At 64.2% G+C, this 13594-nt stretch carries 12 protein-coding genes; 5 read left to right on the top strand and 7 right to left on the bottom strand.

Going from position 1 to position 13594, the window contains the following annotated elements:
- The first annotated feature begins 1 nt into the window (after position 1).
- A complete protein-coding gene (locus Q0O99_RS09625; RefSeq protein ID WP_293750815.1) occupies positions 2-967 on the top strand; it encodes a tripartite tricarboxylate transporter substrate binding protein in 966 nt (321 codons plus the stop codon).
- A 48-nt stretch (positions 968-1015) separates the two neighbouring features.
- On the opposite strand, the gene Q0O99_RS09620 is transcribed toward Q0O99_RS09625, so the two are convergent.
- On the bottom strand, positions 1016-2215 hold the full coding sequence (locus Q0O99_RS09620; RefSeq protein WP_293750813.1) for a CoA transferase: 1200 nt from the start codon (positions 2213-2215) through the stop codon (positions 1016-1018).
- A gap of 157 nt (positions 2216-2372) precedes the next feature.
- Between Q0O99_RS09620 and Q0O99_RS09615 the strand changes: the two genes are divergently transcribed.
- From Q0O99_RS09615 to Q0O99_RS09600, 4 genes are all read left to right on the top strand, one after another.
- Entirely contained in the window at positions 2373-2966 is a 594-nt protein-coding gene (locus tag Q0O99_RS09615; RefSeq protein WP_293750811.1) for a lysophospholipid acyltransferase family protein, read from the top strand.
- Positions 2967-2997: 31 nt separating this feature from the next.
- Complete coding sequence (locus Q0O99_RS09610; protein ID WP_293750809.1) at positions 2998-3978, top strand: glycerophosphodiester phosphodiesterase; 981 nt, start codon at positions 2998-3000, stop codon at positions 3976-3978.
- A gap of 229 nt (positions 3979-4207) precedes the next feature.
- Entirely contained in the window at positions 4208-5134 is a 927-nt protein-coding gene (locus Q0O99_RS09605) for a B12-binding domain-containing protein (protein WP_293750807.1), read from the top strand.
- Positions 5135-5156: 22 nt separating this feature from the next.
- Positions 5157-5513 carry a TIGR03643 family protein gene (locus Q0O99_RS09600; RefSeq protein WP_293750805.1) on the top strand — a complete coding sequence of 119 codons (357 nt, stop codon included), beginning with the start codon at positions 5157-5159 and terminating at the stop codon, positions 5511-5513.
- Between the two features lie 3 nt (positions 5514-5516).
- Here Q0O99_RS09600 and Q0O99_RS09595 read toward each other — a convergent pair whose 3' ends face one another.
- The 6 genes from Q0O99_RS09595 to Q0O99_RS09570 all read right to left on the bottom strand — a co-directional run bounded on the left by Q0O99_RS09595 (position 5517) and on the right by Q0O99_RS09570 (position 13567).
- The gene (locus Q0O99_RS09595) at positions 5517-6674 is read right to left on the bottom strand and encodes a Stealth CR1 domain-containing protein (RefSeq protein ID WP_293750803.1); all 1158 of its coding nucleotides are present in this window, start codon (positions 6672-6674) and stop codon (positions 5517-5519) included.
- A 115-nt stretch (positions 6675-6789) separates the two neighbouring features.
- A complete protein-coding gene (locus tag Q0O99_RS09590) occupies positions 6790-7740 on the bottom strand; it encodes an AEC family transporter (protein WP_293750801.1) in 951 nt (316 codons plus the stop codon).
- A 34-nt stretch (positions 7741-7774) separates the two neighbouring features.
- Positions 7775-9022, bottom strand: a complete 1248-nt coding sequence (locus Q0O99_RS09585) for a hypothetical protein (protein ID WP_293750799.1) — start codon at positions 9020-9022, stop codon at positions 7775-7777.
- Positions 9019-9951 carry a glycosyltransferase gene (locus tag Q0O99_RS09580; RefSeq protein WP_293750797.1) on the bottom strand — a complete coding sequence of 311 codons (933 nt, stop codon included), beginning with the start codon at positions 9949-9951 and terminating at the stop codon, positions 9019-9021. The genes Q0O99_RS09585 and Q0O99_RS09580 overlap by 4 nt, the downstream gene beginning before the upstream one ends.
- Positions 9948-11063 (bottom strand): glycosyltransferase, encoded by a 1116-nt coding sequence (locus tag Q0O99_RS09575; RefSeq protein ID WP_293750795.1) that lies wholly within the window; start codon positions 11061-11063, stop codon positions 9948-9950. Before Q0O99_RS09575 ends, Q0O99_RS09580 begins: the two co-directional genes overlap by 4 nt.
- A gap of 2 nt (positions 11064-11065) precedes the next feature.
- The gene (locus Q0O99_RS09570) at positions 11066-13567 is read right to left on the bottom strand and encodes a sugar transferase (protein WP_293750793.1); all 2502 of its coding nucleotides are present in this window, start codon (positions 13565-13567) and stop codon (positions 11066-11068) included.
- Between the last annotated feature and the right edge of the window lie 27 nt (positions 13568-13594).

Raw genomic sequence — 13594 nt, 5'->3', positions numbered from 1 at the left:
CATGTCCATCCACCGTCGTTTCTTGACCGGCCTTTTGCTGGCTTTCATGGCCACCAGCGTGTGGGCGCAAAGCTGGCCCACGCGCCCAGTGCGCATGATCATCGCCTTCCCGCCCGGCGGCCCCACCGACTTGGTCTCGCGGGTGCTGGCGCAACGCTTGTCCGAACAACTGGGGCAACAAGTCATCGTTGACAACAAACCCGGCGCGGGGGGCAACCTGGCCGCCGAGCTGGCCGCCAGAGCCACGCCCGATGGCTACACGATTTTTTACAACACATCGGCCATCGTGATTGGCCCGGCGCTCTACGGCAAGGTGAATTACGACACCCTGAAAGACTTCGCGCCCGTGGCTCTGACGGCCAGCGTGCCCATGGTGCTGGTGGTCAACCCGCAGCTGCCCGCGCGCAGCGTCAAAGAATTTTTGGACCTGGCCAAGTCGCGCCCCGGTGCACTCAACTACAGCTCATCGGGCACCGGCACCATCACGCATTTGGCCAGCGCCATGATGTCGGCGCAGACCGGCGTGCAGACCCAGCACATCCCCTACAAAGGCAGTGCGCCGGGCCTGGTGGATCTGGCAGCAGGTCAAACCCAGTTCATGATCGACACCATCAACACGGTCTTGCCTTATGTGCGTGACAACCGCCTGCGCGGTCTGGCGGTGACCAGCATCAAGCGATCCACCCTTTTGCCTGACCTGCCGACCCTGGCCGAATCGGGCATGCCCGGTTTTGATGCCGCCGCATGGCAAGGCATCGTGGTGCCCACCGGCACCTCGGCTGACATCGTACAAAAGCTCAACACCGAAGTGAACAAAGCGCTGGCCCACCCCGATTTGCGCGCCCGCCTGGCCGCACAAGGCGCTGAGATTTTAGGCGGCACACCGGCCGAATACGCGGCCCACCTGCGCACCGAAATACCGCGCTGGGCCAAAGCGGTCAAAGACTCGGGCGCCAAAGCCGAGTGACGCATTGAAGCTGGTGCCTGCGCCGCTTGGCGTGGCGAGGCCTGAGCTTCAACCGTGGCTCACGCCGCGCTTGTGCAGACCTTCAATGTCGGCATCGCTCAGGCCCGCTTCGCGCAGCACCTCGGCGCTGTGCTGGCCCAAACGCGGTGCCGGTTTTTGCACGGTCAAACCCGGTGTGCCAGAAAAGCTGACGGGCACACCGATCTCGCGCACATGGCCCTCGCTGGGGTGCTGCACATCTTGCAGCATGCCCACTGCCAACAGGTGCGGGTCTTGCAACAAACTGTCGATGTCGTGCATCGGCATGCAGGGGATGTCGGCCTCGTTCAACCGGGCCATCCAAACTTCGGTGCTTTGCGTGGCCATGGCCTGCGCCACCAGGCGGTACAAGTCGTTGATGTGCCGGGTCCGCGCGCCAATGCTGGCAAAACGCGGGTCTTGTTCAAACAATTGCCCTTGGCCAATCAGCCCCAGAAACTTTTCCCAGTGCCGGTCGGTGTAAATCAGCACGCACAAATGGCCATCTATGGTCGGATAAGGCCTGCGCTCTTGCACCAGCAAGCGCGGATACCCGGTCTCGCCCATGGGCGGCTCGAAAGTGGCACCGGCCATGTGCTCGCCCAGCACGCATTGCGCCATGGTCTCGAACATGGGCACCTCCACCGCCTGGCCCACGCCGGTCTGGTGGCGCGCAATCACCGCTGCCAAGATGGCATTCGACGCCATCAGGCCCACCGTGCGGTCGGCCAGGGTCAGGGGCACATAGCGCGGCTCGCCGCCACTGGCGCGGCTCATCAGGCTGGGCACGGCTGCAGCGCCCTGAATCAAGTCGTCGTAAGCGGGTTTGCCCGCGTAAGGCCCCTTCTCGCTGTAGCCATACAGGCCTGCATAAATGATGCGCGGGTTGAGGGCTTGGAGCCGCTCGTAATCGATGCCCAAGCGCCGCATGGACTGTGGCCGGATGTTGTAGACCACCACATCGGCCGTCTCCACCACCTTGAAAAAAGCATTCAGGCCATCAGGCTTTTTCAGGTCCAACACCAGGCTGCGTTTGTTGCGGTTGACGTGCAAAAAAATCGACCCCATGCCCGCGTGCCGCATCGGACCAATCCCGCGCACCGTGTCCCCGCCAGGCGACTCGATCTTGATCACGTCCGCCCCCATGTCCGCCATCAGCTGCGTGGCAAACGGGCCCATCAGGACACTGGTCAAATCCAGTACCCGCAATCCACTCAACGCACCAGCCATGCTGCTCTCCTTCGCGGCTCAGGCGTGAATTATCGGTACCGCTGGCACGGCCAGGTGTCGCCCACAGCGCCATAATCCGCTGCGACACGCCACAAAAACCTCATCATCCCTTCGCAGACCAGCAGCCATCCAGCTGCATGCGCCAAACGCCCATTTCATGCACCGCACCATCTTCACCACCCCGGTCGTCAACACCTCGCTGCGCTGGTTTTCCATCGCTTTCTTGCGCCTCAAAGGCTGGCGCGTCGAAGGGGCCTTGCCCCCCGCCGGACACAAAAGCGTGTTGATTGCCGCGCCACACACCAGCAACTGGGACCTGCCCTACACCTTGATGGTGGCCTTTGCCCTGCAGCTGACGCCTTACTGGATGGGCAAGCAAAGCATTTTCAAATTCCCGTTTGGCCCCCTGATGCGCTGGCTGGGCGGCATTGCGGTCAACCGCGAACAATCGACCAACCTGGTCGCAGCTTCTGCGCAAGCACTGGCGCAAGCACAAGGCCCGGTGCAATTGATCGTGCCACCCGAAGGCACGCGCAGCAAAACGCGCACCTGGAAAACCGGTTTTTATTACATCGCCCAGCAAGCCCAAGTTCCCATCGTGCTGGCCTACATGGACTACAGCACCCGCCGCAGCGGCCTGGGCCCGGTGTTCACGCCCACAGGCGATATAGACGCCGACATGGCCGCCATCAAAAGTTTCTACGCCCCATTCAAAGGCAAAAACGCCGACCAATTTCAAACCCAGGCGTGAACCCGCCTCTCTGAAAACACCAGGACTGGCCATGCATTTCAAACGATTCGGGCCCCGAGCACTCATGTGCTGGGCCTTGCTGCTGACGGGTTTGCCCTGCTTGGCACAACCCACCATAGACCTGCAAGGCCACCGGGGCGCACGCGGCCTGCTGGCCGAAAACACCCTGCCCTCATTGGCCTTGGCGCTGCAAATGGGTGTGACCACCCTGGAGCTGGACGTGGTGGTCACCCAAGACGATGTGCTGGTGATCAGCCACGACCCGGCACTGAACCCCGACATCACCCGCGACGCGCAAGGCCGCTTTCTCAGCAGCAAAGGCCCTGACATACGGCGGCTGACCTTTGAACAGCTGCAAAGCTACGATGTCGGGCGCATCAACCCGACATCGCGCTACAGCCAGACTTTTTCAGCGCAAAAGGGCCAAGACGGCGTGCGCATTCCCCGTCTGAAAGACCTGTTCGACCTCATCCAGGCCCAGGGCAACACGCAAGTCAAATTCGCCATCGAAACCAAGATCACGCCACAGCGCCCCGACCAAACGCCCGACCCCGAGCGCTTTGTGCAACTGCTGCTGCAGGACATCAAGGACCACGGCATGAGCGATCGGGTTCAAATTTTGTCGTTCGACTGGCGCACTTTGCAGGCCGTGCAAAAAACCGCCCCCGGCATGCCCACGGTTTACCTCACGGCGCAACTGGCGGCACTGGACAACCTGGGCATCAAGTCAGGCCAGCCCTCGGCCTGGACCGCGGGATTTCAGCATGCGCAACACGGCTCGGTGCCCAAAATGATCAAGGCTGCGGGTGGCACGCACTGGTCATCGTTCTGGCGTGAACTGGATGCCCCAAAAGTACGCGAGGCCCAAAGCCTGGGCCTGAAAGTGCTGGCTTGGACCGTGAACGACCGCGAAACCATGGGCCAGATGCTGGACCTCGGGGTGGACGGCCTGGTGACCGACCGCCCAGACATCGCCATCGAACTGCTCAAGGTGCGCGGCATCCGCTGGTGAGCCACGGGCATGAACGCTTAGGGCGAAAACGCCAGACCTGCTGCCTGGCCCCCTTGTCGGCCACATTACTTCGCGCCAGGCTCGTCCTGTGCGAGAGAGACTGGAATAGGCCCAAAAAGACCTCAATGGACACGTTTTACAGGTGATAACCCCTAGTCAAGCTGCTGCCTAAAGCCTTGCGAGGAACTATTGAAAGGGTTATGGTCAAAACTTACTTTTGGACTTTGCCATGTACCTCAATTTACCGGGCCTCCACTTCAACCCGCTGAAGGCACACACAAGCGCATGGCTCACGCTCATGTCGTCCCTGGGGCAACGACTGAGCGACTTTCGGTCGCAGCCCAACAACGCCGACGCCTTGAATGCACAGGAAGAGTGCAAAAGGTCTTTGACCGAGGCCATCGAGACCCAGATCATTCCGCGCTTGGTGCAAGCGCACCGGGTGTCGTTGCCCGAAGCTGACACCGCCGCACTGGGGCCTGGCATCTCGCCCAAACAGCTGGCCACATTTGTAGCCCTGAGCAAATCCAGTCAGGCCAGTGAGACCACCCAATTCATCGACGAGCTGCTGCACCAGGGCGTCACCACCGACCGGATTTTCCTGGACCTGATCGCCCCTGCTGCACGGCAGCTGGGCCAAATGTGGGATCAAGACCTGTGCGACTTCACCGAAGTCACCTGTGGCCTGGTGCGCATGCACGAGATCACTCACCGCTTGGGCTTCGAATACCAAAACGGTCCGCAACTGGGCGGCGACGTCAAGCGCATCATGTTGGCCTCTGCCCCAGGCTCGCAGCATTTTTTGGGCATGACCATCGTGTCCGACTTTTTCCGCAAAGCCGACTGGGACGTCGTCATCGAAATCTCGGTCTCCGAAAAAGAGCTGGTGCACGCGGTCAACAACGAGTGGTTTGACGTGATTGGCATCTCGTGCGCCACCGAAGCGCAACTCAAGGCCCTGCCCGGCCTGATCCGCGCCCTCAAGGCCGCATCGGGCAACCCCGAGCCCGGTGTGCTGCTGGGTGGCCCCATCTTCACCCTGCAAAAACATGACGCCCGTAGCTTGGGCGCTGACGGCATTTGCATTGACGTGAAAGAAGCCGTGGCGTTGGCGGCTTCGTTTCGCGAAGGCCCCAGCCCGGTGGCCAACGCCTGAGCGCTGGACTGCGAGCCCGCTCTTGCCCGCAGACCCCAGCACCGGCATGAGCGCGGCCGACGTGTCCGCTGTCATCGGCATGGCGTGGCAAGACGACACCCCTTTCGAAGCCATGGCCCTGCAGTTCGGTTTGAGTGAGGACCAGGTCATTGCCTTGATGCGCGCGCACCTCAAAGCCCGGTCTTTCCGGGTCTGGCGCATGCGGGTGCGCGGCCGCGCCACCAAACACCAAGCTTTGCAACATGCCCGAAGCCGTGCAACATCAGCGGATACGGCGCACACCCTTGCCCTGCTGGAACCCTACAAACAGCCGTTTCAGAGCGAATCCGAACCCTTGACCTTGCCGCGCTCAGGGGTCACCGCGGCCTCTTTGCGCTGACCCTCAAGCCCGGCGGCGCGACCCCGACACCAGGCTCTGGTGGGCCGCTGCCGCTTGCACCCCTTGCTGAATCTCGGCGGCCCCGGCCAGCACGGCCGATCCGCTCACCGCAACGCCCTGCAACTGCTCAAAGCCCGAAGCCTGCGGCAGCATGGCCTGCAGCACCGACTGCACCTGGCGCAAACGCGGGTCTTGGGGGTGGGCATCGTCGGTGGTGTCGTTGATGCAAAAGAAATCAAGCGCCCCGAACTCGGCCGCCAAGGCCCGCAGCTGGGCCTGCTGATCGGCGTCACCCGTGGACACATGGCGGTGACGGTAAGTGCGCATCTGTGCCAAACCCTGCGCCAGCGCCCAACGCAGCACAAAGTCCGACACGATGGTCGGCTTGTCCCAACTGCGGAACACGGTTGAACGCACACCGGCAAACAACTCGGGAGCCGCCCCCTCCAACGCCCGCAGCAAAGAGCGCCGCATGGGCCGGGGTGAATGGGCAAAGGTGCGGAAGGTGCTTGGGTAAAGTGGGTCTTGCGCCCTCAACCACTCGATCGACAAACGGCAAGCGTTCTCCAGCGAAGTCGCGTCCATGCGCATGGCCTCGTCGGTGACGTGTGGCTCGTCTGACCAGGTCAGGTAAAAACCATCGGGCGTGAACCAGTCGGCCGGATTCAAAGGCGCACCCAAAAACACATCGTCGTTGAAATAAAAATAGCGCTCAGACAAACCCGGGATGTGGTGAATCCACGATTCAATGTGGCCCGAATCGAAGGTGGGCAAAGCGGCCTCGGGCATCAGCTCGCGGTGGTCCACCAGCGTCAACCGGTCCGAGGGACGCAACCAGTCCGGCGCTTGCGCATCGGTCACGATGTACACATGACCGTGCTGCGGGAAAAATTTCTCCAGCGCCCGCAAGCTGTAGCGCAGCTCGTGGTTGTCGCGAAAGCGGCCCTCCACGTTGCTGTAACGCGCCATGGCCGCGCCCGTATCGCCAGGCAATTGCGCCAAAGCCGCCTGGCGCTTGGCCCGCCAGCTCGAATCGTTGCCGTCCACCCACAAATACACCACATCAATCGGTTCGTCTTGGAAGTGGTGCATGCCCGCTAGCGCGGGTTCTGCGTGCACCAGGGCGATGGTGCGGACAGTGGAGGGTCTGGAATTTTTCAAGCAGCAAGTCTATCAGCGGGCCACACAGGCATTTTCAATACCCGCCCCGGGGTCAGGGCCACTGCTCACCCTTGGCGCGCACACCCCATAAGCCCCAAAAATGCCTGCAAGCCCATCACACAGGGTGCCACTGCAACAACCACAACAGCGCACTGAGTGTGAAAAACGACAGCACTGTCGTCACCAGCAAAGCCGCAGCGCTCACCGTGCCGTGGCCGTGTCGCTGGTACAAGATGGTGAAAATACCCAGCATGGGCATGGCCCCGGTGAGCAATGCGGCGGCGCGCAAAGCCGGGTCTTCAATCGGGACCAGCCAAACCAGCACCACCCACATGGCCAGAGGATGCAACACCAGCTTGCCCAGCGCAATCGGCAGCACCGTGCCCTGCAGCCCCCGCGCCTGCAAGCCCACCAAAGCGCCCCCAATCACAAACAGCGCCAGCACTGCGCTGGATTGCGCAAACAAGTCGATGGTGCGCCCCACAGGCGCAGGCATTTGCAGGCCAGACAGCGCGAACGCAAAACCCGCTACCACGCCCCAAATCATGGGGTTGCGCAGCACGTTCTTCACGGTCTGCAGCAACACGCTTTTCCACTGCCCGGGCCGCCCCTGCGCGTCAGCAATGGCCAGCAGCAAAGGCAACAGCAAAAAGTTTTCGACCACCATGTTCAAAGCCAGTGCCACCCCGGCCACCGGGCCCAACGACAACAAAATGATGGGGTAACCCACAAACCCGCTGTTCGGGCACGCCATGCCCATGGCCATCATGCTGCTGTAACTCAGGCTCTGGCCCAGCACCTTGCGCGCCCACCACAGGCCCAAGCCCATCACCAGCAAAGACCCCAGGGCATAGGCCAACAAATAGTTCAGGTTCAAGATCTCGGCCACGCTGCGCTGCGACAGCGCGTTGAACAGTAGCGCAGGCAAAGCCAGCTGCAGCGTGAACCGCCCAAACACCTGCATCTCGGCCTTGGCAAACAGCCCCATGCGGGTGCACACATAGCCCAAGGCAATGGTCAGGTAAATCGGGACAGTGATGCCCAGGATGTTCAAGGTGGTGGTCATGGGACGGTCTGCAGAATTTTTGTGCCGGTCGCGTTCAGCGCTTGGCCACCCACAGCGTCAAAGCCGCCAGGCTCAGCAGCATGTAGGCCGACAGCCAGGCCATGTGCGTGCTGGCACTCAAGGTGCTGGACCAGGGCAAGATCAAGCACAAAGCGATGAAGCCCGCGTTCATGCCCACACACAGCCAAGAGTGCTTGGCGGCCAGGCCTTTTTGGAATGGCAGGTGCGCGTGCGCGGCCACAAAACACGCAGCCGTTTGCCACAGCACCAAGGGCCAGACATAGGTCGACAGGCCTTGCCAACGCACATCGAGCCAGCCCAGTGCCAGCGCCAGCTGGGCCAAAGCCCCCACGCCCAGCACCAGCGCCGACGCGGCCCAGGCCACTTGCAGCGGACGCAGCCGCACCTGAGTCGCGCTGCTGAGCACCACCTGCGCCCAGGCCGTGTGCACCAGCGCCGGGATGAAGCTCAAGATGCGCAGCAGCGCCAGCATCAAGCCCGCTTCTTGCACGCCGTAGTGCGCTGGCCAGCTCAGCGCCAACGCCGTGGCGGCCAGGCCGTCGGTGAGGGTGTGCAGCATCTTGAGCCGCGCGCTGCGCGGGTCTGAAGCGGTGGGTGTCTCGTTCATGGCGCAAGGCAAGTCGCTGCCTGCAACGGCCGCCAAAGCCACGCCAGCAGGTGACGCCGGTTGAAAAGCCAGCCGCATCCACAGGGCCCCGGCCAGATAGCCCAAGCAGGCCGAGACCAAGAGCACGGGCAGCTCAAGGCCCTCGCCACGCACGGGAAAAAGCACCGCCCCCAGCACCGCCACCGTCGCCGCCAGCACGGGCGGCACCATCCGCACCAAGCCCATGGACCCAAGGCTGCCCACCCGCAATGTCAGGCTTTGCGCCAGCAGCCAACTGAGCTGCGTCAGGCCCAAGGCGGCGGCCCAGGCCCAGACCTGCGCTGCTTGCCCCAAACCCGACCAGACCGCCCCCAGCGCCGCCAGCGGGCCCAGCCACAACATGCGCCAGGCGCTTTGCCGCCAGGCGCGGCGTGCGGCCGCGCGCGGCTCCTGGTGGCGCTCGGCCAGCAGGCTCAAGGGGCTTTGCGCCAGCGCCAAGCTGGCCCAAAAAAAAGCCAGTTGGCTGGTGGCAGAAAACAGCCCCACCTCTTCGGGGCTGAACAGGCGAAACAACACCAGCGCCAAAAAGCCCTGCGCCGCCAGCGACACCAGGCTGCCCAGGGCAGCGGGCGCCGTGGCGCGGGGCAAGGTCTGCAACAACTTCCAAGGCTTCATCTGTCAGCCCCGAACAAGGCAGCCCACACCGGCAGCCCTTGCAGCTGATGCGACCAGCGCAAGGACTGCAGGTGCTGGCGATCGGTCTGGCGCAAGGGCAGGCGCTGCACCGCTGCTTGCCATTGCGCTGCGCTGGCCTGCACGCCCAGCAGCTGCACCCGCCCGGCATGGGCCAGCGCCGTGCGCTGCGCCCAGGCATAGGGGTTGCTGATGACGGGCAGGCCCAGCGCCAGGTACTCCAGCAGCTTGGTGGACGTTTGCTCGCTCACAGGCAACACATCGGGCATCAGATTCAGGCCTGCGCGTGCCCGCAGCAATTGCGCAGGCACCTGGCTTTGCGGCACACGCCCGGTGTTTTGGATGTGGCCCAAAGCAGCCAAGCGCTGTTGCAAGGCCGGGGGTACATCGCCCACCAGCAACAGGCGCAATCCCGCCTGCCCCAAGGTGCGCAAAAGCGGCACAAAGTGCCGCAAGCGGCGCATCTCGCCCAGATAGACCAGGTCAAACTCGGGCGGCTGCAGGGCCTGCGCCGTCAAAAATGCGTCGGGCACGCCCATATCGCGCAAGGCATAGGGAACCGCTTCAGGCACGGTGTCGCCAAAGCCCATGCGCTGGCGCACCCATTCGCTTTGGAACACCCGAAAGTGGGGCACCGGCTGCTGCCACCGCTTGATGCGGTCCTTGAGCCAGGCCAGCGGGGCCACACTGGCCGAGGCGTATTCGTGCACCTGCACCGCGCCTTTCAAACGCCTTGCTTGGCCTGGGGGCACGCGGCCGCAAATCCACCACACGGCCTGAGCGCCATCGGGCACGGTGTGGGCCTGGGTGTGCAGCTGCACCGCATGGCCCAAGCCTTCGATGTGGGCCTGGTAAGCGGCCAGCTCGGGCAAATAAGAACGTGTGCCCTGCACAAAATGAACGGTGATCACGACCGCCCTCCCGCAGGGGGGTCATCGCGCGAAGCCTCCAGCTTCACAGCGTGCTTTTTGGGCCCCTGCCCCGCTTTGTGCAGCAGCCGCTTGAGCAGTTCGTCCCAAGCCTGCACAAAGGTCTCCAGCCGGTGCTGGCCCTGCAAGCGGTCGATGGCCGTTTGCCGATCGGCCGGCGCTTGCGCCAGGCAGCGCTGCACCGCCTCGGCCAGCGCGGTGGGGCTGTCATCGCGCGCCAGCCAGAGCGGGGCCTGCGTGCCCAGCATTTCCTGCATCGCGGGGATGGGTGTGCTCACGCAGGGCACGCCGCAGGCCAGCGACTCCAGCGCCGTCATGGGGTAGCCCTCGTAGCGCGAGCACAGCACCGTGGCCCGCCAGGCCCGGTAGGTCTGCGCGGTCACCGTTTGCTGACCGAGCAGCTGCAAGCGGCCTTGGGCCAGCAGGTCTTGCCCGGCGCTGCGCATCGCGCCCATCAGCTCGCCGTCGCCCACCACATGCAGTTGGCAAGCGGCCGGCAAAAGGCGCAGCATGGACAGCAATTGCAAGGGCTGTTTCTCCGGGGACAAACGGCCGACAAAACCCAGCACCAGCCCCTCGGTGGCGGGCAGGGCAGCGTCCTCTGGGCCTGCACCGGGCAACACCGCCGGGTTGCGGATCACGCGCACGTTTTCAGGGGCTGCACCCCCGGCACCGGACATCACGCGCAGCAGGCTGTCGCACGAGGCTTGTGAGGCGCACACCAGCTCGCTGGCCCCGCGGTACACCCTGCGCAGCCAGCCGGTTTTCAGGCGCGAAGCCCCAGCTTGCTGCAGCACCTCATGCACAGGGCCGTGCACCCAGACCACGCTGGGCCGGCGGGCCAACCCAGCCAGCACCACCGCCACATAGGCTGGCCAGAAGTTGTTGGAGGCCACCAGCACCTGCGCCCGCCGCGCCGCCTGCCAGCAGGCCCACAGCGAGGGGCGGCCTTGGCGCACCGGCAGCCGCGAGACTTGCCAGCCGCGCTCGGCCAGGCCCGATTCGAGCCAGTGCAGCGTGGTCTGCACCCCGCCCACGCCAGACTCTTCGGTCAGCAACAGGATTTGGCAGGGAGAATTCAGGGGCAGGGGCATGGTCAGCGCGCGCCTCGCCCGGTCAGCACGGTCTGAATGGTTTTGAAGACGATCAGCAAGTCCATGGCCAGACTGTAGTGCGTGATGTAGTACAGGTCGTAGCTGAGCTTGATGGCGGTTTCATCGGCGCTGGCCGCATAGCCTTGCTGCACCTGAGCCCACCCCGTCAAACCAGGTCGCACCAGGTGGCGGTAGGGGTAGCTGGGCATTTGTTCGGCAAACTGTCGCACAAAGCCGTCTTGCTCGGGGCGCGGACCGATCAGGCTCATGTGGCCCATGAGCACGTTGAACAGCTGCGGAATTTCATCAAGCCGGGTGCGGCGAATCCAGTGTCCGAAGCGGGTGATGCGCGGGTCGTTGGCCTGGGCGAACTGGGGGTGAAGTGGCGTTTCATGGCGCATGCTGCGGAACTTCCAGATCCGAAAATTTTGGCCGTGCATGCCGGTGCGCCGCTGGCTGAACAGGGCCGGGCCGGGCGAGTCGATCTTGACACCGCAGGCCACTGCGATCGCCAGCGGCAGCCACAGCGGCAACAAGGCCAGCACCACGCTCACATCGATGAGGCGCTTGGCCAGGTCGTAAGCCGGGTTGCCATCGGTTTGCCACAGCTCGTTTTGCAGGGTCTCGGCCGCCATGCGCCCGGTCAGGTTTTGCTGCAAAGTCTCGGGGCTGTACAGGCGGATGTGCTGCAGCTTGAGCGCGGTCAGAAAACGTTGGCGCTCGGGGCCGGTGGGTGCGGATGCAGCAGAGGTGGCAGAGGTGACGGCAGGCAGCACAACCGCGCCGTCGCATGCCAGTGCTGCGCCAGGCGGCATGCCCTGAGCAGGCCAATGCAGCAAGCGGATGCGCGGCAGGCCCTGGCCGTTGGGCTCGGTCAACCAGCGGGCCAGCAGGTCGGGCACACGCGGGTCTTGGTACACCAGCCGCCAAGGCCGATGCCGCAAAAACCACTGGTCGGCCAGCCAAAACCAGAAGGTGCACAGCACATAGGTCAAAAGCAGAGCGCCGCGCGAATACGGCTGCTGCAGCAAGGCAAAGGCCAAGGGTGTCAGCCAAAACGGCAAGCCGGTGGTGACCAGCAACAACGGGCCGCGTTCGGCCGCAGGCATGTGCGCGCCCCGGTACAACAAGTGCGCCGCCAGCGCATAGGGCACCAGGCTGGCCAGCACGGTCCGGCCAAAGTCCACGGTGGCATGGCCGCTGGCCATCAGGGCCTGGCTGATGGCGTAGGCCAGGCCGATCATCGCCAAGCCCAGCAGGCTCCAGACCAGGTGGGCACTTTGGCGGTGCGCCTGCTGCGAGGCCAGTTGCTGGGTGTGGCGGCGCGGGCGCGTCATGGGCCAACGGGCGGTGGGCATCAAGGGGGCTTGCTGGTAGATCGCCAGCACCGGCTCGGCCATGGCCTGAGGCTGGAACTGCGCCTCGTAGCGCGCGCGTGCGGCGCGGCCCAGCCGTTGGCGCAAGGAGGCATCGGCATGCAGGGTCTGCAGCGCCTGGGCCACCGCCTGCGGGCTGTTGGGCACCAGCCAGGCGCTCTCCTCATGCGTGAGCATTTCTTCGATGCCCGGCAAGCGCGTAGCCACAATCGCCATGCCCGCGCGCATGGCTTCCAAAATGGAAATGGGCAGGCCCTCGTGGTCGGACAAGAGCACAAAAATCTGGTGCTGGGCCAGGCGCTGGGCCACATCGCTCACGTCGCCCTCCAGTTGGATGTGTGGCATCGGGGCGGCGGCCTGTTGGTGGCGGGCCAGGTCGGGCCCGCCGCCCAACATCCGGGTGAGGGGCTGCAGGCCAAGATGGGCCAGCAAAGCCAGGGCCTCGATCAACACATCGGGCCGCTTGGGCGCGGCCATGCGGGCCACCATCACCAGGCTTGGCGGCTGGGTCGCCATGTCGCTGCGCCAGGGCACATCGGCCAAGGCGTTGTGCACCACACTCACCCGCTCGGGCGGCATGGGCAAACGCGCGGCCAATTCTTTTTCGTGGGCCGAGACGCAGACCATGCGCGTGGTCCAAGCCGCCAGAACGGCCTCGGCCAGCCAGGCGTTGGTGCGGATCAGCCAAGGCGCTTGCGGCTTGAAGCCAAAGCCGTGCACGGTGTAGACCACCGGAATTTGCCGCAGCTTGCCCGCCAGACGTGCGATCACCCCGGCCACGGCGCTGTGGGCGTGGATGACATCGGGCTGCAGCACCCGCACATGCGCCAGCAAGGCCCGCACCGAAGTGATCACTTTGAGGGGGTTGAGCGAGTTTTGCAGGCTTGGCAGCGCCAGCACCGCGATGCCCAAATCACTCAGGGCTTGACCCAGCACGCTGTGCGTGTCGTCGCCGCCAATCGCCACCGTGAAGCGCACCCGGCCTTGCAGGGCACGACTCAACTCCAACACATGCGTCTGCGCCCCACCGGCTTCGCCTTTGGTGATGACCAACACCACATGGGGCACGGGCGGGGCAATGGGTGAGTCAACCGAAGGGTTAACGGGGGGGTGAACAGGGGCAGACATTCTGGGGCAACAGGAAGTGCCGGTATT

The organism is Limnohabitans sp. Rim8 (assembly GCF_945901735.1).
Lineage (GTDB): Bacteria > Pseudomonadota > Gammaproteobacteria > Burkholderiales > Burkholderiaceae_C > Limnohabitans_A.
This window is presented reverse-complemented; position numbering and strand designations above follow the sequence as displayed.